Source organism: Paraburkholderia sp. USG1 (assembly GCF_031570135.1).
Classification (GTDB): Bacteria; Pseudomonadota; Gammaproteobacteria; order Burkholderiales; family Burkholderiaceae; genus Paraburkholderia; species Paraburkholderia dioscoreae.
In genome coordinates this window covers 165,021-186,447 of the sequence record NZ_JAMWXW010000012.1, presented here as the reverse complement: position 1 = coordinate 186,447, position 21,427 = coordinate 165,021, and the positions used below count along the sequence as shown (strand labels likewise).

Genomic DNA, 21,427 nt, shown 5'->3' with positions numbered 1-21,427 from the left:
AAAACGCTCAAGATCGCCGCTTTCAGCTCTATCGGCAGTTCAGCGTACTACGGATGAGTTCTCTCCTGAGGCCGGCAAGCTTTTCGTCGTGCCTGCCGAACGCGCCCTCCCGCGCCCCTTGATCTCGTTCATTTGCATGACGGACCACCTGCAATCCTCCGTCCGCAGCTTCGGTCGGCCGCGGTCGGGTTCCATATCACGCTTAGCCTGGACGTGCCAACGTCGTTCGATCCCCTCACGCACGACATGCGCCCTTATTTTTCGGATCCGTCTGATAGCTGCGTTTTCTTATCCCCTTGACGATGACAAGTTAAGGCACCCGTCTATTCGCCCCACGGTCGGGCGTGCCGCTGGTCCGTCGTTTTCGTCTACTTGATCAAGTCTTGGAGATGTCAAATCGGCAACGCAAGAAAGGGCATTTCGACTTCCAACCATCGGCGAGCATCGCGTGCACGTAACTACCGGCCGGGCCGCCCCAAGGCAATAACCGTCGCTCCAGGCATCGGATTAGGGAAAGCGGATGAATTACCAAACACGTTTTAACGGAGCGAGAATTCTGGCTCGCGTTGTCGCCACACTCGCCTTCCTGTTCATGGCTGCTCATGTGAGTGCAGATGGCGGCGACTCGCTTTGCCTCGGCCTGTACGGCAAATCCGGCGCTTCGCCGGGGACGCCTGCGTGCGTTTTAACCGTTATGTCGAATACCCCTGTTGGTATGGGCAGCTACAACTGCCCAAACAATCGACCACTCATCGAGAGTTGGTGTGGAACACCGTCCCCGACCGATCCAGACAAGAACTGCGCGGCTGCCGATCCAATCCTTCCGGCAAACGGGGTCACCACGATAACGGAAGCTGATTTTGCGAGCGGCGACGATACGCCTTTAAAGTTCACCCGCTCATATCGGTCATCACCGTTCATCAGGACCGACGCGGGTATTGGTGTAAGTTGGTTTCATAATTGGCAAAGACAACTCGGGTTGGCAAATGCAGCCGGAAATCCAGCGCAAATCAGCGCGTATCGGTCAGATGGAGGTCGATGATTCAAAACAGAGATCACGTTAAAGGAGTTCCCGATCTCTTCTATGCGCAAAGAGTCGAGATGCTGGCGTTTGATGGAAAGATTGAAATATCGGGCGATGCAATGGAGATGCGGCATAGCGAAGTTCGGTTGCCTACGAAGACGCAGGCGTAGTCAATGGACAAGGGCGCAGTAACGCGCTTCTCCGAGCAATGCGGCCGCGATAGATGACCGTACATGAGCTATGGCGAGAGCATTGCGCTCGTCGGCAGCTTTTTATTTTTCGAGTGTCCGGCGAGCCCGTTCCCCACGCCTCGCTCCAACTCGCGAATAGCGCACCTTCGCGACACGCATCGCGGATGTGGTCGCAAGCACCCCCGAAGTGCGCGGGGTCCAGATCGAGCTCCACGAAGCGCCCCTCTCCCGGCAGTCTTCCGCACGCCCCTGAAGGAACCCACCCACCCCCAGCTCCCGCACGCCACCTTTCCCACCTGAGTAAAACCGCGCCCCAGTGATAAACTCCTATCACCCTTTCCTGCCCCTTTCCTATGAAATTCTGTTCTGTCTGCGGCCACGGCGTCAGCCTGAGCATTCCGCCGGGCGACAACCGCGAGCGCTTCGTATGCGCCAGTTGCGGCACGGTGCATTATCAGAATCCACGCAACGTGGTCGGCACCGTTCCGGTGTGGGACGACAAGGTGCTGCTGTGCCGTCGCGCGATCGAACCGCGTTACGGCTACTGGACGCTGCCGGCGGGCTTCATGGAAATGGGTGAGACAACCGCCGAGGCGGCGTCGCGCGAAACGCTGGAAGAAGCCGGCGCGCGCGTCGAAGTGCAAAATCTCTTCTCGCTGTTGAACGTGCCGCACGTGCATCAGGTGCATCTGTTCTATATGGCGCGCCTGCTCGATCTCGACATTGCCGCCGGCGAAGAAAGTCTCGAAGTGAAACTCTTCGAAGAACATGAAGTCCCTTGGGACGAAATCGCCTTCCCCACGGTCGGCCAGACCCTGCGTTTCTTTTTCGCCGACCGCGCCGCCGGCAGCTTCGGCCTGCACACGGGCGACATCTTCCGCTCGCTGCGCGAAGGTTGAGCGGCGCGCATGGTTCCCTGGCTCGGACCCGACGATCCGTTTCCTCCCGTCGAGCGCGCGCTCGGCGCGAACAGTGGCGCGCCGGGCCTGCTCGCCGCCAGCGGCGATCTGCTGCCGTCGCGCCTGATCGACGCCTATCGGCGCGGCATCTTCCCGTGGTATTCGGACGGCCAGCCCGTGTTGTGGTGGAGTCCCGACCCGCGCATGATCCTGCGCCCCGCCGAATTCAAAGTGTCGCCGTCGCTGCGCAAAACGCTCCGGCGCGTGCTGCGCGACGACGCGTGGGAAATCCGCGTCGACCATGATTTCGCCGCGGTGATGCGTGCCTGCGCGCAGGCGCCGCGACGCGGACAGCGTGGCACATGGATCACCGCGGACGTGGTCGAGGCGTACTCGTCGCTGCATCGTGTGGGCGACGCGCATAGCATCGAAACCTGGTTCGAAGGCAGGCGCGTGGGCGGTCTGTATGGCGTGTCGTTCGGCAAGATGTTCTTCGGCGAATCCATGTTCGCGGAGGTCACGGACGCGTCCAAAATGGCGCTGGCCGCGCTTGTCGGACACTTGCGCCGTCACGAAATAGAAATGATAGACTGCCAGCAGAACACGTCGCATCTGGCGTCGCTGGGCGGTCGCGAGATAGCGCGCAAGGCGTTCATCGCGCATGTTCGCGCGTCGGTCGAGGCGCCGCCTATTCCCTGGCACTTCGACAAGACCGTGTTGCTCGAGATCGTCGCGCCGGCGGCGTAGGAAGAATCAGGCCGAATCCGGACCCGCCGCCCACCGAGCCGCGGGTCACGAGCCGCGGGTCGTCAACCGCAAGGCGCCGGGTTTGCATTACCAGAGACGCTTCGAGAGCTGCCAACGTGACTCATCCCAACGAGCTGCCTCTTTCCCCGCTTTCGGCGCTGCAATTTTATGCAACGGCGCCCTATCCCTGCAGTTATCTGGACGGGCGCATCGCGCGCTCGCAAGTCGCCACCCCCAGTCATCTGATCAACTCCGACGTCTACACCGACCTCGTCAAGGCCGGCTTCCGGCGCTCGGGCGTGTTCACCTACCGGCCGTATTGCGACGGCTGCCGCGCCTGCGTGCCGGTGCGCGTGCCGGTCGACCGGTTCGAGCCGAACCGCACGCAACGCCGCGTCTGGAAAAAACATGGCGAACTGATCGCCACCGTCGCGCCGCTCCACTACGACGAAGAACACTATGCGCTCTACATGCGCTATCAGTCGGCACGGCACGCGGGCGGCGGCATGGATCGCGACAGCCGCGACCAGTACGAGCAGTTCCTGCTGCAGAGCCGGATCAACTCGCGGCTGGTCGAATTCCGCGAGCCGCCGCGTGAGCGGCCAGAGCAGCCGGATGCACCCGGCATTCTGCGCATGATCAGCATGATCGACATCCTCGGCGACGGGCTCTCGTCGGTGTACACGTTTTTCGAGCCGGGGCTGCCGCACACGAGCTTCGGCACCTACAACATCTATTGGCAGATCGAGCAGGCGCGCAGCCTGAAGCTGCCCTACGTGTACCTCGGCTACTGGATTCGCGAGAGTCCGAAAATGGCGTACAAGGCGAATTTCCACCCGCTCGAGGGTTTGATCGACGGCGCCTGGCGTGTGCTCGACCCCACAGGCGTGGATCTGCCGCCGGTCGATCTGGCGATTCACGGCAAACGTCCCCCGTTCAAACCGTAGCTCGCTTCAGCCGGTCGCGGCCCGATCCCGCGAGTAGGCCCCATTAATGCGTCAAAGTCATGGCTTAAAGCCGGTAAAATGGCGGGTTCCCATTTTCCGGCCGCCCGGCTTCGTCCCGTGTTCAGTTCCCTCTACCCGCTCGTACGCGCCCAACTCTTTCGCATGGACGCGGAAGACGCCCACCACCTGACCTTGCGCGTTCTCGGCGCCGCCGGCCGCACCGGCCTCGCCGGCGCGCTCGCGCCGCGCGTGCCGGATGCGCCGCGCACCGTAATGGGGCTGACGTTCCGCAATCCGGTGGGGCTCGCCGCGGGCCTCGACAAGGACGGCGCGTGCATCGACGGCCTCGCCGCGCTCGGCTTCGGCTTTATCGAAGTGGGCACGGTGACGCCGCGCGCGCAGCCGGGCAATCCGCGCCCGCGCATGTTCCGTCTGCCGCAGGCGAACGCCGTGATTAACCGCATGGGCTTCAACAACGCGGGCGTCGACCAGTTCGTGAAGAACGTGCAGGCTGCGCGCTATCGCGGCATTCTTGGCCTGAACATCGGCAAGAACGCCGACACGCCGATCGAGCGCGCCGCCGAAGACTACCTGTACTGTCTCGAACGCGTGTATCCGTTCGCCAGCTACGTGACGGTCAACATCTCGTCGCCGAATACGAAGAATCTGCGCCAGTTGCAAGGCGCGGGCGAACTCGACGCGCTGCTCGCGGCGCTCAAGGACAAGCAGCAGCGTCTGGCCGACATGCACGGCAAGCTGGTGCCGCTCGCGCTGAAGATCGCGCCGGATCTCGACGACGAACAGATCAAGTCCATCGCGGACACGCTGCTGCGCCACCGCTTCGAAGGCGTGATCGCCACCAACACCACGCTCTCGCGCACCGCCGTCGCCGGCATGCAATACGGCGACGAAGCCGGCGGCCTGTCGGGCAAGCCGGTGTTCGACGCGTCGAATGCAGTGATCCGCAAGCTGCGTGCGGAAGTCGGCGAAACGGTGCCGATCATCGGCGTCGGCGGGATTTTTTCGGGCGAGGATGCGCGCGCCAAGATCGCGGCCGGCGCGTCGCTGGTGCAGCTCTATACCGGCTTCATCTACCGCGGACCGGCGCTGGTGGCCGAATGCGTTCAGGCGCTTCGCTAGGCGCGGCCCCCGCCGAGCAGCACCCCAAGCCGCTTTGCGTCCGTAATATAGACATAAACAAACGGTATTTTGGTTTCGATAGTCTGCTTTGTTATGCTTTCGTCTGTTAAAACGCCAGACGAAAAAAGGAACTCGATGAAATTTGGCTTGTTGAAAAAGATTCTGGTCGCCGGTCTGATCGGCGCGTCGTTCACAGCCGTCACCGCCCACGCCGACGACCTGCTCGACCAGGTCAAGCAGCGCGGCACGCTGCGTATCGGTCTCGAAGGCACCTTCCCGCCGTTCAATTCGAAAGCGCCGTCGGGCGAACTGGTCGGCTACGACGTCGACATCGCCAAAGCCGTGGCCGCGAAGCTCGGCGTGAAGCCGGAATTCGTCACGACCGAGTGGAGCGGCATCATCGCCGGTCTGCAGGCGGGCAAGTTCGACGTGATCGTCAACCAGGTGGGCATCACCGACGCGCGCAAGCAGGCGCTCGATTTCTCGCCGGCCTACACGTACTCGGCCGCGCAACTGATCCAGCGTAAGGACGACACGCGCCAGTTCAAGTCGCTCGAGGATCTGAAGGGCAAGAAGCTCGGCGTCGGTCTGGGCACGAACTACATGGACATGGCGAAGTCGGTGCCGGGCATCGACGTGAAGACGTATCCGGGCGCGCCCGAATACCTGCGCGATCTGGCCGCCGGGCGTCTGGACGCGGCGCTCAACGACCGCCTGATGCTCGCGTACCTGATGAAGAACTCGCAACTGCCGCTGCGCACCGGCGCGAACGTCGGCGCGGGCAACCCTTCCGGCATTCCGTTCAAGAAGGGCAACCCGAAGTTCGCCAAGGCGATCGACGACGCGATGACCCAGCTCGAAGCGGACGGCACGCTCTCGAAGATCTCGGACAAGTGGTTCGGCATCGACGTCAGCAAGCCGATCAAGTAAGACGCGCTGGCTGGAACGAAGGGCGGCATCGTCGGCGATGCCGCCCTTCGCGCTTCTGCAGCAAAGTTTATGATGTGCGCTTTTGCGCGCCTAACCGACCCACCGCGACCACCGCTCATGTCCACCACTTCCCTGCTCGTTGAATCGCTGCCCGTGCTCGCACAGGGCGCCGTCCTGACGGTCAAGTTCGCGGTTCTGTCGATGATCTTCGGCCTGATCGCCGGTGCCGTGCTCGCGTTGATGGGCGTGAGCCACAGCCGCGTGCTGAACTGGATCGCGCGCATTTACGTGAGCGTGATGCGTGGCACGCCGCTGCTGGTGCAGATCTTCGTGATCTATTACGGCCTGCCGAGTTTCGGCATTTCACTCGACCCTACGCCGGCCGGCGTGATCGCGTTGTCGGCGAACGTGGCGGCGTACCTGTCGGAAAGCATGCGCGGCGCGATTCTGGGGATTCACCAGGGTCAGTGGCTCGCCGCCTATAGTCTCGGCCTCTCGCGCCGCCAGACGCTGCGCTATGTGATCGCGCCGCAGGCGTTGCGCATTGCCGTGCCGAGTCTGTCGAACAGTTTGATCAGCCTCATCAAGGACACCTCGCTGGTGTCGGTGATTACCGTGACCGAACTGCTGCGCAGCGCGCAGGAAATCATCGCCTCGACCTATCAGCCGCTGCCGCTCTATCTCGCCGCGGCCGCGGTCTACTGGGTGCTGTGCCAGGTGCTCGAAAGCGTGCAGCGCTGGTACGAACGGCGCCTCGCGCTGCCGTCGCGTCACTGAATATCCGGTCGCGCCCGCTCTAGCGGCTCGCGACCGCCGACGTCGTACTATCGAGCGGCGCGCCGAAGCGCTCGAAGCGCGGCGCGTAGTAATGGTCCGGGTCGAGCGAATACGCGACGCGACGCGTGCGGCCCATCAGCTCCTTGCGCGGAAAGAAACCGAAGTAACGCGAATCGGCGCTGTCGTCGCGATTGTCGCCGAGCATCAGATACTCGCCGGGCGGCACGATCACCGGCCCAAACGAATCGCGCGGACTCGGCGCTTGCGGCGCGAGCCGCACGCTATGCGCGACGCCGTCGAAGCGCTCGGTCAGATAATCGCCGGGCGAGGTGGCGTCGCCGGGCAGCGGCTTGAGTTTCAGCGACTGGTAATCGGCGCGCACGCCGTTCACGTACAACACGTTCTCGCGCATCGCCACGCTGTCGCCGGGCAAACCGATCAGACGCTTGACGATCAACTCATGCGCGGCCGAAGAATCGATCGTTACGATATCGCCGCGTTGCGGATCATGCAGATGCGCGATGGCGATATGCGTAAGCGGCACGCGCAGATCGTAAGCCATCTTGTCGACGAGAATCCGGTCGCCCTCACGGATGGTCGGCAGCATCGAGCCGCTCGGCACGACGTTCCAGTCGGCCACGGCGCTGCGAAACAGCACCATCAGAAAGAGGAACGCGACGAGGCTCTTGTTGTCGCGCCAGAGTTTTCCGAGCATGCGCATGGCAGGCGGCTCCATTGGAAGGGATTCGAAAGCGGCGGACATGTGCGGCGTTTTCTCTCGCCGCATGCCCGCGCAAATCCTACCACCGCAGTTGGACGCAACGGCGAACGTCGGCGGCGAATCGGCATAGCAGGTTCGCGCGATCGCGCGGCGGCCGCATCGGCTTGCGCGTCTCATCAGACGCGCACCGTGTTCGCGCATGGCCGCGAGATGCGCGCCTCGACGAACGCTCAGCGCGCCTTCATTCGCCCGCGAACTTCACCCCGAGCGCCGCACGCGCCGCGTCGGCCATCGCGATCATCTGCAACGACTTGCTGTGCGGCATCACCGGGCTTTCCAGTTGCCCCGCCCGGATCAGTTCGCAGAAGTGCGCGGTCTCGTAGTTCAGGCCGCCGCCTTCGAACGGTTCGTCGAGTTCGACCGCGCGTCCGCCGGCATACCGGATCGTCGCGCGCGACGGGTTCCACCACGGCTCGTGAATCGTGACGTGGCCGCCTGTTGCCATCAGCAGCGCATCGCCTTTGCCATGCAGATCGAGTCCGCAGAACACCTGGGCGATGCCGCCCTCATGCAGGCTGTTCAGGCTGGCGAACGTATCGACGCCCGTCGCGCCGAGCCGCCCGAGCGTCTGCACTTCACGCGGCGCGCCCAGCCAGTCGACGGCGAGAAACATTTCATAGATGCCGATGTCGAGCAGCGCACCGCCCGCATGCTCGAACGACAGCGAAGGATGATCGTCCGGCACGCCCGGCACCGAACAACCGGCCCGCACCAGCCCCACCGCGCCGATCGGATCGGCGTCCAGATGCGCGCGCAACTTCCTGTAGAGCGGATAGAACGGCGGCTTCATGGCTTCCATGAAGAGCCGCTGCGCGGCACGCGCCGCGTCGAGCACCCGCTCGAGTTGCGGCTGATTGATGGTGGCCGGTTTTTCGCACAGTACATGCAGCCCGGCCTGCAGCGCGGCGATCGCGTAGCCGGCGTGACTGTCCTGGACGGTGGCGATATAGAGCGCGTGGATACCGCTCGCGAGCAGCGCGTCGAAGCTTGCGCAAACCTCGCCGCCGAACTCTTCGGCGAAAGCGCTGGCGGGTTCCGCGCGGCGTGACCACAGCGCGGTCAGTTGCGCCTGCGGCACATGAGCGAGACCCTGAGCGAAGCGACGGGCAATGCGGCCCGTCCCGACGATCCCCCAGCGGATCGTGCCGTCCGCGGGGATTTCCTGCATTGCGATTGTCATCGTTTCTTCGAGTCCATGCAGTTCAGAACAGGCGCTATTGTCGCGCATGCCGCACACTGCCGCGTGGGCCTGAACTCGCGCCCTCCGTGCTGCACAGTCTCACAAGGAAAAAACAGGGAACCGGCGTGCCGCCGCAGCGGCCACGCTCAGCCGCGCGCCGGCGGCTCCGCCGAAAACTGGCTGCCAACTTCTTCCGCGGTGTAATCGATCATGGCGAGCGAGGCGATTTCCGCTTCTTTCGGATCATGCCGCTCGATCGCATCCACCACGCGCTGGTGTGAATTGACCGCCGTTTCCCACAGTCCGTCCCTGTCGGTGACGATGGGGTTGACGGTCGAAAGCGCACCGCGAATGATCGCGGCCATCTGCTTGAAGAACTGGTTGCCGCTCGCGACCACGATGCGGGTGTGGAACAGTTCATCCGCTTCCTGATAGCCGGGCTCGCCCGGTCGGATCGTGCGGAACGCCTCGAACGCCTCGCGAATCGCGGCGATATCCGCCGCGCTTCCGCGCGCGGCCGCCTGCGCCGAGGCGCGCGGTTCGATCAGAATGCGGAACTCGATCACGTCGCGCAGAAACAGCGGATCGGGTTTCGCGCGAAAACGCCAGTTCACGACGTCCTCGTCGATCATGCGCCAATCGCTCATCGGCCGGATGCGCGTGCCGATTTTCGGCCGCACGTCCAGCATGTCGCGCGCGAGCAGCATCGACAGCGCCTCGCGCATGACGGTGCGGCTGACGTCGAACTCCTTGGACAGCACATCCTGCGGTGGCAGTATGGCGCCGTATTTCTCTTCGACGATGCCCGTGACCAGTCCATCCATGACTTTGCTCACGAGCGATCGATCTTTGTTTGCCTGTTCCATGACACTCTCCCCGAAGCGGTGTTTGCCCCCGCGTAGCCTGTTGATCGAGCGGCCCTTGTGTGTCGTTTTATTGGTGTGACCTGGTTCTTCTACGATACGTTGCTAGCTTCAAAACGCTTGCGCCAGTTGGGACACTTCCTGACAGGGTTATCCCTCTGAAGAATTGTTTCTTCCGTGTAACGCCGCATATTTTGACGGGCCATAAGCTTGCGTCTCAAGCGTGCCTGCGTCGCGAAATTTGCATAGTGCGAAGACGCACGTTGCGAGACGAATTGTCTGATCTGCAACGCGCGAGGCGGATATCGACTGGCGGAAAACGACGGCCGGCGTGCGTATCAGTTCGCATCAGCATGTGCGGACCGCGAGCGACGGCGAGTCCTGGGTCGACTCTTGCGCCGCCCCCTGCGTTGCTCCCTGCGCCGCCACCGAGCCATAGCGCCCGCCGAAAAAAATCAGCGGCGCGTGCTCATCGAGCGAGAACACCAGCACCTCGCCGACGAACAACGTGTGGTCGCCGCACGGATGCCGGTCCACCACGCGCGCCGCGAAACGCGCTGCCGCGTGTTCGAGGAGCACCACGTCCGGCATCCCCTCGACCGCCGCGAAGCGCGGCGCGAGCCACCTTTGCGGCTCGCCGGCGAAGTGACGGCTATGCGGCTCCTGCGCCTCGGACAACACGCTCACACCGAACAGCGCGCTGTCCATCAAACGCTCGTGCATACGCGCGCGGTGTCCGACCGAGACGACGATCAGCGGCGGATTGAGCGAACCCGACATGAAGGCATTCGCTGTCATCGCATGCAAAGCGTCGCCGCTGCCCGTCGAGATCACCACGACCCCGGTCGCGAAGCGCCCCAACGCATGACGAAAGCGCCGCTCGTCGAAAGCGGCCGCTTGCGCGGGTGGCGGTGCTTCAGCGTGACGTACCCTTGCCTGCATGGTCGCTCTCCTGATCGCGACCGTACTGGTCGTCGAAACGCACGATGTCGTCTTCGCCGAGATAGCCTCCCGATTGCACCTCGATCATTTCAAGCGAAGTCTTGCCCGGATTCTCCAGCCGGTGCGTGACGCCCAGCGGAATGTAAGTGGACTGATTCTCCGTGAGAAGGAAGCATTCCTCGCCGCGCGTGACGCGCGCCGTGCCGCGCACCACGATCCAGTGCTCGGCGCGATGGTGATGCATTTGCAGCGAAAGACGGCCGCCCGGCTTGACGACGATGCGCTTCACCTGAAAGCGCGCGCCGCGCTCGAGCGAGTCGTAAAAACCCCACGGCCGACCAACCTTGCGATGCTCCTGTGCTTCCGCGCCATGCTCCAGCTTGAGACGGCTGACGACCGCCTTGACGTCCTGCACGCGGTCTTTCGCGACAACCAGCACCGCGTCCGCGGTTTCGACCACCATCACGCCGCTCACGCCGACGCAGGCGACGAGCCGGCCCTCCGAATGCGCAAAGCTGTCGGTCGAGCCGGCGAACATCACGCGGCCGCGCGCGACATTGCCGTCGGCGTCCTTCGCGGACGCTTCCCACACCGAATCCCACGCACCCACGTCCGACCAACCCGCGACGAGCGGTACGGCCACGCCGACAAGCCGCGCGTCGCTGGCCACACGCTCCATCACCGCATAGTCGATCGAATCGGACGGGCATAGGGCGAACGCTTTGCGCGCGAGATGCAGGGCGCCGTCGCCGTCTACCGTGGCCTGCTCGAACGCGTCCGCGCACGCTGCGGCGATCGCCGGCTGGCACAACTCGATGGCCGCGAGCCACACCGAGGCGCGCACCACGAACATGCCGCTATTCCACCAGTAATCCCCGGAAGCGACGTAGCGCTCCGCGAGTTCCGGATCCGGCTTCTCGACGAACCGCTCGATGACGCGCGCGCCCCGCGTGCCGAGCGCCGTACCCGTGCGGATATAACCGTAGCCGGTCTCCGCGCGCTTCGGCGGCACACCGAGCGTGACGATCGCGCCGCGCGCCGCGTGTTCGAGCGCCTCGGCGAGCGCCTTGCCGAACGCAACGTGATCGCCGATCAGGTGATCCGCCGGCAGCGCCACGATGACCGGATCGTCGCCCTCCACAGCCGCCGCGCGCGCTGCCAGCGCGGCAACCGTCAGCGCGGGCGCGGTGTTGCGCGGCACCGGTTCGAGCACCATGCGCACCGGCCGGCCAGATCTCTCCAGGCGTTGCAGACGTTCGAGCGTTTGCAGCCGCAAATCCTCGCAGCAGACCACCAGCGGCGCCGCGATAAAGCGCGTACCGGCCGCTGGCGTCTCGTGCTCCACCGCGGCGAACGACGCGTCGAGCCGGCGCAGCGTCCTTTCGAGCAGCGATTCGTCGCCCATCAGACCGATCAGCTGTTTCGGATTGCGCTCGCGCGACAGCGGCCACAATCGCGTACCCGAGCCGCCTGCGAGAATCACCGGCTGCACGGACAAACGCGTGGCCGTTCCGGTCACGCTCGCGGTCGCCGCGAGCGGATTGCCTGGTTCTACGATGCGATTCATTTGCGAGTCCCCGTGTATGGTCAAACTGGCCTGGTTCGTTGTTCCGGGTTATCGTCCGCGCGCTGCGGGCGATGCCGTGTCTTTCTTTGCTTCAGCGCTCGTCAATCGAAACGGTAAGCGGCCAGCGGTTTGTGCGCGATGAAGTGAAACCACCACGCGTCGCTCTCCTCCACGTCGTCGGCAATGCGATCGCCTGCGCAACTGCCGAACACGGCGTCGCTTTGCAAGCCGACCTGCGCGAGTTGCCGGCGCTGCTCACTCAATGTCGTGTAGACGATCACAATGCCGAAGTTGTGGGCCGCCGCGGTCTTGATCGCGTAGCGGCCGTAGTCATGATTCAGCTTCACGTTGCGCAGATAGTTCAGCGTGCCTAGCTGAAAGCGTCGCACCGAACGCAGGGTGCGCCAGCCCAATCTAAGCGGATTGAACGTGAATTGCGGCAGCAGTTGCCAGATGTTTTCGCGGTAACCGGGGCCGCCGCGGTTGTGCGATGAAAACAGCACATAGCCGCCGGGCCGCACCACGCGATACATCTCCTGGAGAATCTTCACGCGGTCGTCGTAGTCCACGCAGTCGATGCCGTTCCAGCTGAATTCCGCGAGTCCGAAATGCCCCGATGGCAACGCGGACATGTCCCGCGCATCCATATGCCGAAGGTCGCGTTCCGGATAGCGCGCCTTCGCGAGATCGAGCAGCTTCAGCGTGTAGTCGACACCGGTGTAGTCGTTCGAAATCGCCGTCATCAGAGGAATCGTGCGGCCGGTGCCGACACCGATATCGAGCAGCGGCTCGCCCGCGCAACGCGGCGCGAGCCAATCGAATGCCGCCTGCTCGCCGGGATCGGAATAGGTCTTGTCGAGCGTGAAAACGCGCGCGGCGTCGGGCGAATTCCATGCAACCTGGTTGATGCGGTCCAACTCGGAATGACTGTTCATGGCGCGCTCCCTTCAAGCGTATGTGCGCCGGACAATCCTCGCGCATTCATTACGCTTCCCCGAATAGACGAAACGCGCGCGCACGCTTTACAAGCCATTGCGTGGCCCGGGCGCGCCGCCAGCCGGCGCGCCGCGTGGGCGGCTCGCGGGCGGCAACGGCGTCGGCCATGTGGCTCTCGCTAAAGCTGCTGCGATAAAACTGCTCGAAATACGACATCACATTTTCCTGCGCGCTGGACGACAGGATTGCGTGATCGGTATGCTCGCAAAACCCCGCGCGAACATGGTTAAAGCGCTGCAATCGGGCACCACGTACACCGAAATGGCGCTCCAGTTCTTCGACGCCTTCGTCGAGCACGCCATAGAGGAGCCGCGTCTCGACACCTTGTGCATCCACGGCGGCAATCAGCCTGCGCTCTTCCCGAGCAGCCAGCTCGATGCCGCAAACACGTTCGAGCCGGTCGGCAAACGCAAGAGCGAAGCGCGCCGCGAAGCGTCCCGCGAGTTCGCGCGCAACCGGCCAGCCGCCCGACTGCCCCCTCAGCACACGCAGCCATTTGCCCGGCTGGCACATCGAGCGCAAATAGCTGCGTGTCGAACCGAAAGCGGCTACCGCGACGGTCGGCTTGCCGTGCTCGTCGCAGATGTTCTGCCAGACGAACTTCTGCAGATTCACCAGCACCGCGCCGAGCACCGCCGGCTCGCGCGTCGCCGCATGCAGGCCGACATAGGCGCCTGCGCAGATGCCGAGCAATACCGCGCCGCGATGGCCTTGCGCCGTCAGAAAGCGCGCGGCGCAGGCGGCGTCGTCGACGCCCGACTGCGCGTAGAGCGCGTCGAGGCTCAATGCGTCGAGCGACGGCATGCTGTCGCCTAGACCGCCGAGATCGACCCGCAACGAGGCAATGCCCTGTTGCGCGAGACGCCTCGCGAAGCGCACGCCGAGCCGCGCATTGCCGATTCGCGACACGGCGCCTGTATTCAGCAACAGCGCGGCCGGCGCGGCGGCCGCGCCGCGTGCTTCGGGCCGGCAATAGATGCCGAACAGCCTGCCGCCGTCGAGCCATACCGGCGTTTCGATCACACCGGGCTCGACCACGTGGGCCGTCTCGTGATCAGCGGCATGTTGGTCATTAGCATTGGTATCGCCGATCTTGCTCGCGCGCCCGGATGCACTCGCACGGGCCACGCCGTCCGCCAGCCAGTTTTCCATGGACTGGAATGCCGCCTGCGGAATCTCGCTGTCGAGCGACTCCATCATGAACTTGCTGTACTCGTCGAACGACTGCCGGTCGACGTCGATACCTTGCTCGCGATAATGCGCAGCCAGCGCGTCGATCCGCATGGGATCGAGCGAATCGAGTATGAGAACGCGGCCGGCCGGCCGCTGTGCATCGCGTTTCAGATCGACGGCGCGCAAACTCTCCAGGGTGTCCCGATAGAGACGAAAGCCGTATGCCTCCACAAAAGCGTCGGTATCGGGTTCGGCCAGGCAATCCATCGCAGCCGGAATCGACAGCCATTGACGATAATGCGCACGCAACTCGCGCTGATAGTTCTTGCCCGACAGAACGGGCGCGAGCAGCACGAGGCCGTCCACGCCGCCAAGCTCCTGAGCGGCCAGCGCGGCGAGCGTGCCGCCGAGCCGCATGCCGCACAGCGTCACGCGTTCGACACCGGCGGTCTCGCGCAGCAACGCCACGGCTTGCCTGATGCTGTCGATCCATGCGCGCCAGCGGCCGGGTTCGTTCGCCTCGCCCGCCGAATCGCCCGTGCCCGGATAGTCGAAACGCAGCACGGGCATGCCGCGCGCGGCGAGCCGCTCGGCCAGCCTGCGCATGCCGCGATAAGTGCATAGCGCGTCGTAGCCGAACGGGTAGCACAACACCACGCCGTCCGCCCCGCTCGCCGGATGCAACCAGCCGAACTGGCCGCCGAACACTACAGGCCTCACGCTATGCTCCTCACGAGGTTCTCCCTTTCAACGCATTACATCAGCCATCGCATGATTGGTCTGTACGTCCCGCCACATTGACTCGGAGTCCGATATATCGGCCAACGACCGTGGCGCGGGTGATCAGCAGCGGGCAGCGCCATCAATTGCCGTGCGGCGCGCGCAGCGCGAACGTCGAGCGCGCGGCAAGCAGCACGTGATAGAGGAAACGTGCGCGCAGTCTGTCGCGCATCGGGTAATGCCTCGACAGCAGCACACGCCAGGCCGCGGCAGGCTCGCCCGCACGCGCATAGGCCGAGGCCGCGCGCGGCGCCACGCGGCGCAGGGCATCTTCGCGCGCGGCCTGCGCCGCGGCGGGCACATGGCTCTCGCGTAGCTGCGCAAACGCGTGCATGGCGGGCAGCGCATGCGTCGAAATCGACAGCGCCGTTTCACGCGATACGGACACGAACTCGTCCACGAAGCAGATCGCCGTTGCCGCGACGCTCAGCCGCAACCCGAAATCGAAGTCGCACGCTTCGCCGACTTCCGCGGCCGGCCGATACGCGATGCGGCGCGCGTCCACGGTATTCACCAGATAGCCGTTGTTCGGGAACATCTGGTCGATGCCGGCCAGCGCCGGCACGGGCAGCCTTCCGGCACGCCCTGGCACACGCCGGTAATCGCGATTCAGGCGTTCGCTGGCGTCGGGCCGCGGCGTGCCGTCGTCGGCGATCACGCGCTGCTTGCCGAATGCCGCTGTCAACTCTGGACAGGCTTGCCAGCAAGCGTCGAGACGGCTCAACGCATCCGCTTCGAGCAGATCGTCGTCGTGCAGCAGTACGAGCCGGGCACCGTGTGCGCGCGCGAACAACCGGTTCACATTGGACGCCTGGCCGAGCCGCGGCACATTGCGCTCGTAACGAATGGACCGGTCGCTGTGCAAGCGGCAGCGCTCCACCACCTGCTGCGCGCTGTCATCGGTCGAATCGTCGCCGATCACGATTTCGAACTCGCCATAAGTCTGCGCGAGACAACTCGCGATGGCCTGTTCGAGCAGCGCGGGCCGGTTGCAGGTGGGAATGCAGATGGAGATCAGCCGCGCATCCAGTTCGGTCGCGCCGCTTCCCTGCTGGTCGCCGGTGCGATCAACCATGTGTGCTCCGCAAACAGTTCGCGTTCAGGCCGCTTTGCATTCTGGCCCGCGAGCGGCGCTCGAATCCGGCACGCTTCATTGTCAAACCCCGTTTGATGAATGCGCGGCAAACCGCCGCCGCGCGCACTACCTTCTGATGATTTGCATTTAACCCTGCCCGATGGCAAGTATCTGTACGGCCACACACATAGACGCGCTGGGGGCCAGGGCAATATCGAAACCTGCGACGGACCGACGCCGTCGCGTAAAGCGTGCTGCAGGGTGCGACTACGCACCGACAGCGGCCAGAACGGACCACACCATTGCAGGAATTCAGACGCCGGACCGCGCACCATGGAAAGAAGTATCGTCAGGAACATCGTCATCAATTTCGCCGGAGCGATCGCTCCAACGTTCATCTCCCTCGTCACCGTGCCCGCCTACATTCACCTGATGGGCGTCGAGCGATACGGCGTGATCAATCTGGTGTGGACCTTGATCGGCTATTTCAGCGTGCTGGATCTCGGCACGAGTCTCGCCACGGAAAATCAGATCTCCAAAGCACGCGCCGCCAACGACGACTCGATCGAGCGCATCTTCTGGAGCGCGTGGTTCATGAATCTGGGCACCGGCATCGTCGGCGGCCTGCTCATTTATGTCGGCACGGTCGTCTATATCACGCACGGCGTGAAGATCGAACCCGCCTTCCAGCGCGAAGTAATGGCGAGCCTGCCGTGGATCGCCGTGGCCGTGCCGATCGCCAACGTCTCGTGGGTATTTGCCGGCGCCATCAATGGCGTGGAACGCTTCGCCAGCTTCAACATCAACCAGACGCTCGGCACGGCGCTGTTCCAGTTGCTGCCGTTAGCGGCGATCTTCTGCTTTTCGCCCTCGCTCGCGGTGGTGATTCCGGCGGCTGTGGTGGCGCGTCTTGTCGCCGGCCTGATGCTGGGCGCGGCCGCGTTTCGCGCGCTGGGAATTCGCCGCGTGCGGATGCCGCAATGGCATGTGATGGCCGAACTGTTCCGTTATGGCCGGTGGATGCTGATGTTCTCCGGCGCCAACATGATTGCGTCGACGCTCGACCGCGTGCTGGTGGGCGCACTGCTCGGCGCGCGCTACGTGACGTACTACGCGACGCCGCAGAACCTGATCACGCGCCTGAATCTGCTGCCTATCGCGATGGTGCGCACGCTGTTCCCGCGCCTGTCGGCCGTCTCCCGCGCGGATGCGGACGCATTGGCGCATAGCGCTCTCGCCTTTCTCAACGGCGCGTTTACGCCGTGCGTGATCGTCGCGCTGTTCGCGCTCAAGCCTTTCCTGCTGCTCTGGCTCGGACCGACAGTCGCGGCCGCCGCGCCGGTCGCCAGCGTGCTCGTGCTCGGCGTATGGCTGAGCGGCCAGTGCGGGATTCTGGGCATTCTGATCCAGGCGCAGACCAGTCCGGCGGCCGTCGCCACGGTAAGCTGGTTCGAACTGCCGGTGTTCGCCGGCTCGCTATGGTGCGGGATTCACTGGTTCGGGATCATGGGCGCGGGTGTCGTCGTCACGCTGAAAACGCTCTTCGACTATGGCGTGCTGCTGGTTTTTGCGCGGCTGCACGTGTGGACCATCGTGCGCAATATGCTGGCTCACCTCGCGTTCCTGCTGGTTGCGGTCGTGCTCGCCGATTCGATCAGCGCGCTGCCGACGCTGATCGCCGCGGCACTGGTGCTGGCGCTCGCGAACCTCGGGCTGTCGCTGCATGGGTCGAGCGAACTGCGCGGCGTCGTCTACAAGCTCTGGGCACGCTTTACGCCGTCCACCAGCAGTTAAATCCGGAGAATGGCGGGTTCAAGCGGGTCGCTGTGCGCGGCCCGCTTTATCAGATCGTGGTCGATTGCGTGACGCTATCAGGCACCACCCTGCCCGATGCCGTCATCCCGCGCGTGGCGATGCTGGCAAAACGGCGCGGCTGGCAACTTGCCAACGTGCGTTCGTAGATCGACAGATAGCCGTCGCTCACCTGCTGCACGCTGAATTTTTCGAGCTTGTGCGGCGCGCGTGCGGTCAGCGCCGCATGCGCGTCGCGCGCGGTCATGAGATGCCCGATCGCCTCCGCCAACGCAGCGGGATCCTGCACCGGCACGAGTACGCCGGCTTCGCCGCCGTCGAGCATCTCGGGAATGCCGCCCACGCGCGTCGCTACGATCGCGCGCCCCAGTTCACGCGCTTCGCACAGCACGAGCCCGGCGGCTTCATAGTGCGAAGCGAGTACGAACACGTCAGCCTGGGCGAGATACGCGCGCGGGTCCGCGACAAAACCTTCGAAGCGCACTTGCGCGGCGACACCCAACTGCTGCGCCAATTCCTCCATTGCAACGCGGTCCGGCCCGTCACCGACGAGATACAGCACCGCGTCCGGCACGCGCTTGTGCAGCAGAACGAAGGCGTACAGCAGATCGCCGATGCCCTTGCGTTCATACATGCCCGACACCGTGACGACGCATGGATGCGCGAGTTGCGGCTGCGCGGGCATCGGCGTGTCGGCGAGGCGCGGCGTGCCGATCGTGCCGTTACGCACCACGCTCAGACGCTCCCGCGCAATGCCGCGCCGCGCCATTGCCACGGCCACCGCATCGCTGACCGCCACCACGTGGTCGCCCACGCCCATCAGCGTCGCGCTGCGCTGAAACTCGTTGTGCACCGTCGTGATCAGCACGTAGCGTCGCCGCAGCGCGCTCATGCGAGCGATCAACGCGCCGGTCATCATGTGCGCGTGCACGACGTCGGGATCGTATTGCGCGATGAGGCGTCTGAAGGCCGCCACCATGCCCACCACGCGGGACGGTCTGGGCGACTGCGGCAGCAGCACATGACGCACGCCGTGCCGCGCCAGCAGGGCTTCAAAGCCGCCGCCGGCCGAAGCCACCGTCACGTCGTGGCCGGCGCGCGCCTGCAGGCAGGCAAGGTCGACCATCACGTTGACGATGCCATTGCCGATGCATTTCGCGTGATTGGCGAGGTGAATGATTTTCATGGAGTCTGCGCAACAGTCGTTGAGTGAGGGGCGGCCGCGGCAGGCGGCGCGGTTTGCGGTGTGAAGCGGTACATCAGCGCTTTGCCGTACGCGTCTTCTTCCACCAGCACGAGGTATTCGCCCGAAGCGAGGCGATGGGCGGTCATCGGCATCGGCACATCGACCCAGCCGCTCGTCGAGCCGACTTCCTTGCCCGGTGAGAGGCGGCCGACATCGCGTCCGGTCGCGCGGTCGTACACACGCACCACCGCGCCGCGCGTTTCGACCGCGAAAACGTAATCGCCGGCCACGGCGAAGCCGCTGATCGACGACCAGTCCGGCGCGCCGCGGTCGGGCAAACCGATCACATAGCGCAGCACAGGTTTGCCGCTCTTCCAGTGGTCGTAGCGGGCCAACTGCGAACCCGCGCCGTTCCAGTTCTCCTGAACGAACGGATGCGCCGGCGTCGAACCGGCCACAAACATGCTGTCCTGATCGGGGAAGTAATTCAGGCGCGCGATCCGGTAGAACGGTGCGGGCGGCGCATACTGCCGCATCGCCGTGTAGCGGTAGACCGGATTGCCGACGCGGTCGAAGCCCTGCAACGGAAAGCAGCGAATGCCCTGCGATTCGGTGCCCTGCCAGATATCGCCGTGGCTATCCACCCACCAGCCGCGCATTTGCGGCGCGTCGGTGCTGCGGAGGTTCTGGTCGAACGCCGCCGGGGAAAAGTCGCCCTTGCCCGTCGTGTCGCGCCAGATCCATTCGCCCTGGCGCGGCTGGTTCGGCGGCCACGCGCCGTCGATATGCGATTGAGAGAAAAGCCCTGCGGGAATCGCGGTCTCGCGATCGTCGGCGAAACGGTAGATCCGCAGATACGACGAGTACATGTCGGTCGTATAGAGCAGCCGGTGACCGCGCACGTCGCGCACCATCGGCATGCCGCGCTGGCCGCCGAGATACAGATGAAAATACGGATCGTACGGATAGCGGAAACGGTCCGCCGTGTAGCCGGCATACGACCACTCCTGGCCAAGCGGTCGCGAAAGATCGAGCGTGAAGCGCTTGCTGCCGCTGTACACCGAAGGCGGCTCGCCATCCACGAACTGCGCGCCGTCGACGAACAACAGTCCCTGCAGACTGAAGCGCTGCTTACCATCGGGCGTATAGCTTTCGAGCAGTGCGCCGTCGTAAGTACTCGGGCCCGTGCCGAACGGTCGCGGTCCCGCACCGTTCATCGACACGTAGAGGTTGCCGCCGCGGTCCACGCCCACGCCGGTCAGCCCGTTGAAGCGCCGCGGCCCCGGCGCGCCGGCGCGCCCCGCATAGATGCCGCGCTCCTGCCCGAAGCTCGCCGACAGTTGCAGGCCCGCTCCCTGCTCAATCGTGCTGCCCGCCGTCGCGCCGGGCGTCGCCGTGAAGATCAGGATCTGCTGGCGTACGCCGTTGTCGGCGATCAACAAACGCCCGTGCGTATCGACCGTCAGATCCACCGGCACCACGCCGTCGGGCAATGCGAGTTCGGCGAGGCGAGTGCCATCGCGCGCATGGTGAACCACGCGCCGCGCGCTGTCTGTGCGGCTGTTCTCAATGACCCACAAGGAGCCGTCGGGAGCGAGCGCGAGGCGGCCGGGCTCATGCACCGGGAATGCGCCGACCGGCTGCATGGTCTGCGCGTCGTAGATCTGCACACGGTTGTCGAGCAGGTTCGAGACGAACAGACGCGTGTCGTCGACAGCGAGGCCCCGGACCGCATAGTCCGTCTTGTCCGAATAGGTGGAGATCAACAGATACGCGAGCCGGCTGCCGGCGGGAAATTTCACCTGACCGGCGAACGGCACGCCGTCGCGAATGTCGGCGCGGCTGCGGCGCGCCACGCCCGTCCATACTTCGCCCTCGCGCGGAGTCGCGCGGTGCTTCGCCTCTTCGTTGCCGAGGCTCACCATTGTCTGTGCGACGTATACGTACTCGCTGTTCACCGCGATCGCGTCGCCGCCCATCATGCCCCAGCCATGCGACTCGCCGCCGTGGCGAACCAGTTCGCCGTTGCGGTATTGGCCGAGTTCGCCGCCGCCTTCGTCCCAGGGTGCGTTCGTGAATACGTCACCGTCGGGCGTGACGGCGAGCGCCTGCACGTCGATCTGCATCCAGCGATGATCGGCGTAGCCCCACGTATTGCCGATCCACGAGGTTCGGTAGGATAGCGAAGGATGAGCGGAGACGGCATGCGCTTCGGCGGCGGGCCGGCTGGCCGCGGCCACGGTCGTGGCGGTCGCGGTTGCCGCAGCAGTGGCTGCCGCCGCTTCGGTGGCAAGCGTCGGCCCGTGTGTCGTCCAGCCGGCACCACCCGCCGTGACCAGCACGAGCACCGGCAACGCCACGGCGATAACGCACACGAGCCGCTCGAAGGTTTTGCGTGCAGAGCTTCGCATGATCAC

At 64.6% G+C, this 21,427-nt stretch carries 19 protein-coding genes; 9 read left to right on the top strand and 10 right to left on the bottom strand.

All coding sequences use genetic code 11. The annotated features are described in order from the left end of the window. Positions 1–520 precede the first annotated feature (520 nt). The 8 genes from NE850_RS17900 (at position 521) to NE850_RS17865 (ending at position 6,655) form a co-directional block, all read left to right on the top strand. Entirely contained in the window at positions 521–1,042 is a 522-nt protein-coding gene (locus NE850_RS17900) for a DUF6531 domain-containing protein (RefSeq protein ID WP_310699026.1), read from the top strand. After that, positions 1,039–1,194 carry a hypothetical protein gene (locus tag NE850_RS17895; protein WP_157187833.1) on the top strand — a complete coding sequence of 52 codons (156 nt, stop codon included), beginning with the start codon at positions 1,039–1,041 and terminating at the stop codon, positions 1,192–1,194. Before NE850_RS17900 ends, NE850_RS17895 begins: the two co-directional genes overlap by 4 nt. Positions 1,195–1,568: 374 nt before the next feature. Beyond that, entirely contained in the window at positions 1,569–2,114 is a 546-nt protein-coding gene (locus NE850_RS17890; RefSeq protein ID WP_007182161.1) for an NUDIX hydrolase, read from the top strand. 9 nt (positions 2,115–2,123) lie between these two features. Continuing rightward, a complete protein-coding gene (aat, locus tag NE850_RS17885; protein ID WP_007182162.1) occupies positions 2,124–2,861 on the top strand; it encodes a leucyl/phenylalanyl-tRNA--protein transferase in 738 nt (245 codons plus the stop codon). A gap of 116 nt (positions 2,862–2,977) precedes the next feature. Beyond that, entirely contained in the window at positions 2,978–3,808 is an 831-nt protein-coding gene (locus NE850_RS17880; RefSeq protein WP_007182163.1) for an arginyltransferase, read from the top strand. Between the two features lie 78 nt (positions 3,809–3,886). Next, positions 3,887–4,948: a quinone-dependent dihydroorotate dehydrogenase gene (locus NE850_RS17875; protein WP_007182164.1), complete on the top strand. Its 1,062-nt coding sequence runs from the start codon at positions 3,887–3,889 to the stop codon at positions 4,946–4,948. A 135-nt stretch (positions 4,949–5,083) separates the two neighbouring features. Further along, the gene (locus NE850_RS17870; protein ID WP_007182165.1) at positions 5,084–5,878 is read left to right on the top strand and encodes a cystine ABC transporter substrate-binding protein; all 795 of its coding nucleotides are present in this window, start codon (positions 5,084–5,086) and stop codon (positions 5,876–5,878) included. Positions 5,879–5,995: 117 nt separating this feature from the next. Further along, entirely contained in the window at positions 5,996–6,655 is a 660-nt protein-coding gene (locus tag NE850_RS17865) for an amino acid ABC transporter permease (RefSeq protein WP_007182166.1), read from the top strand. 19 nt (positions 6,656–6,674) lie between these two features. Here NE850_RS17865 and lepB read toward each other — a convergent pair whose 3' ends face one another. The 8 genes from lepB to NE850_RS17825 form a co-directional block, all read right to left on the bottom strand. Further along, positions 6,675–7,376 carry a signal peptidase I gene (gene lepB, locus NE850_RS17860; RefSeq protein WP_007182167.1) on the bottom strand — a complete coding sequence of 234 codons (702 nt, stop codon included), beginning with the start codon at positions 7,374–7,376 and terminating at the stop codon, positions 6,675–6,677. Positions 7,377–7,617: 241 nt separating this feature from the next. Further along, the gene (locus tag NE850_RS17855) at positions 7,618–8,616 is read right to left on the bottom strand and encodes a Gfo/Idh/MocA family protein (protein WP_085954227.1); all 999 of its coding nucleotides are present in this window, start codon (positions 8,614–8,616) and stop codon (positions 7,618–7,620) included. A gap of 146 nt (positions 8,617–8,762) precedes the next feature. Further along, positions 8,763–9,482: a FadR/GntR family transcriptional regulator gene (locus NE850_RS17850; RefSeq protein WP_007182169.1), complete on the bottom strand. Its 720-nt coding sequence runs from the start codon at positions 9,480–9,482 to the stop codon at positions 8,763–8,765. A 345-nt stretch (positions 9,483–9,827) separates the two neighbouring features. After that, positions 9,828–10,421, bottom strand: coding sequence for a flavin reductase family protein (locus tag NE850_RS17845; RefSeq protein WP_007182170.1), 594 nt, complete (start codon positions 10,419–10,421; stop codon positions 9,828–9,830). Next, positions 10,396–11,988, bottom strand: coding sequence for a mannose-1-phosphate guanylyltransferase/mannose-6-phosphate isomerase (locus tag NE850_RS17840; RefSeq protein WP_007182171.1), 1,593 nt, complete (start codon positions 11,986–11,988; stop codon positions 10,396–10,398). The genes NE850_RS17845 and NE850_RS17840 overlap by 26 nt, the downstream gene beginning before the upstream one ends. Before the next feature lie 101 nt (positions 11,989–12,089). Further along, positions 12,090–12,923, bottom strand: coding sequence for a class I SAM-dependent methyltransferase (locus tag NE850_RS17835; protein ID WP_310699022.1), 834 nt, complete (start codon positions 12,921–12,923; stop codon positions 12,090–12,092). Positions 12,924–12,972: 49 nt separating this feature from the next. After that, entirely contained in the window at positions 12,973–14,877 is a 1,905-nt protein-coding gene (locus NE850_RS17830) for an alpha/beta fold hydrolase (RefSeq protein ID WP_310699020.1), read from the bottom strand. Positions 14,878–15,019: 142 nt separating this feature from the next. Then, positions 15,020–16,012, bottom strand: coding sequence for a glycosyltransferase family 2 protein (locus NE850_RS17825; RefSeq protein ID WP_165185742.1), 993 nt, complete (start codon positions 16,010–16,012; stop codon positions 15,020–15,022). Between the two features lie 333 nt (positions 16,013–16,345). On the opposite strand from NE850_RS17825, the gene NE850_RS17820 reads away from it, so the two are divergent. Beyond that, positions 16,346–17,806, top strand: coding sequence for an oligosaccharide flippase family protein (locus NE850_RS17820; protein ID WP_007182175.1), 1,461 nt, complete (start codon positions 16,346–16,348; stop codon positions 17,804–17,806). 49 nt (positions 17,807–17,855) lie between these two features. Here NE850_RS17820 and NE850_RS17815 read toward each other — a convergent pair whose 3' ends face one another. Together NE850_RS17815 and NE850_RS17810 are read right to left on the bottom strand one after the other, a co-directional pair. Continuing rightward, on the bottom strand, positions 17,856–19,010 hold the full coding sequence (locus tag NE850_RS17815) for a glycosyltransferase family 4 protein (protein WP_165185739.1): 1,155 nt from the start codon (positions 19,008–19,010) through the stop codon (positions 17,856–17,858). Continuing rightward, a complete protein-coding gene (locus NE850_RS17810) occupies positions 19,007–21,421 on the bottom strand; it encodes a hypothetical protein (protein WP_165185736.1) in 2,415 nt (804 codons plus the stop codon). Before NE850_RS17810 ends, NE850_RS17815 begins: the two co-directional genes overlap by 4 nt. Between the last annotated feature and the right edge of the window lie 6 nt (positions 21,422–21,427).

What these genes read in the sequence shown, in the direction of transcription:
- NE850_RS17900 (WP_310699026.1), top strand. Translation starts at nt 521, where the DNA reads ATGAATTACCAAACACGTTTTAACGGAGCGAGAATTCTGGCTCGCGTT.
- NE850_RS17895 (WP_157187833.1), top strand. Translation starts at nt 1,039, where the DNA reads ATGATTCAAAACAGAGATCACGTTAAAGGAGTTCCCGATCTCTTCTAT.
- NE850_RS17890 (WP_007182161.1), top strand. Translation starts at nt 1,569, where the DNA reads ATGAAATTCTGTTCTGTCTGCGGCCACGGCGTCAGCCTGAGCATTCCG.
- aat (WP_007182162.1), top strand. Translation starts at nt 2,124, where the DNA reads ATGGTTCCCTGGCTCGGACCCGACGATCCGTTTCCTCCCGTCGAGCGC.
- NE850_RS17875 (WP_007182164.1), top strand. Translation starts at nt 3,887, where the DNA reads ATGGCGGGTTCCCATTTTCCGGCCGCCCGGCTTCGTCCCGTGTTCAGT.
- NE850_RS17870 (WP_007182165.1), top strand. Translation starts at nt 5,084, where the DNA reads ATGAAATTTGGCTTGTTGAAAAAGATTCTGGTCGCCGGTCTGATCGGC.
- NE850_RS17865 (WP_007182166.1), top strand. Translation starts at nt 5,996, where the DNA reads ATGTCCACCACTTCCCTGCTCGTTGAATCGCTGCCCGTGCTCGCACAG.
- lepB (WP_007182167.1), bottom strand. Translation starts at nt 7,376, where the DNA reads ATGCGCATGCTCGGAAAACTCTGGCGCGACAACAAGAGCCTCGTCGCG.
- NE850_RS17855 (WP_085954227.1), bottom strand. Translation starts at nt 8,616, where the DNA reads ATGACAATCGCAATGCAGGAAATCCCCGCGGACGGCACGATCCGCTGG.
- NE850_RS17850 (WP_007182169.1), bottom strand. Translation starts at nt 9,482, where the DNA reads ATGGAACAGGCAAACAAAGATCGATCGCTCGTGAGCAAAGTCATGGAT.
- NE850_RS17845 (WP_007182170.1), bottom strand. Translation starts at nt 10,421, where the DNA reads ATGCAGGCAAGGGTACGTCACGCTGAAGCACCGCCACCCGCGCAAGCG.
- NE850_RS17840 (WP_007182171.1), bottom strand. Translation starts at nt 11,988, where the DNA reads ATGAATCGCATCGTAGAACCAGGCAATCCGCTCGCGGCGACCGCGAGC.
- NE850_RS17835 (WP_310699022.1), bottom strand. Translation starts at nt 12,923, where the DNA reads ATGAACAGTCATTCCGAGTTGGACCGCATCAACCAGGTTGCATGGAAT.
- NE850_RS17825 (WP_165185742.1), bottom strand. Translation starts at nt 16,012, where the DNA reads ATGGTTGATCGCACCGGCGACCAGCAGGGAAGCGGCGCGACCGAACTG.
- NE850_RS17820 (WP_007182175.1), top strand. Translation starts at nt 16,346, where the DNA reads ATGGAAAGAAGTATCGTCAGGAACATCGTCATCAATTTCGCCGGAGCG.
- NE850_RS17815 (WP_165185739.1), bottom strand. Translation starts at nt 19,010, where the DNA reads ATGAAAATCATTCACCTCGCCAATCACGCGAAATGCATCGGCAATGGC.
- NE850_RS17810 (WP_165185736.1), bottom strand. Translation starts at nt 21,421, where the DNA reads ATGCGAAGCTCTGCACGCAAAACCTTCGAGCGGCTCGTGTGCGTTATC.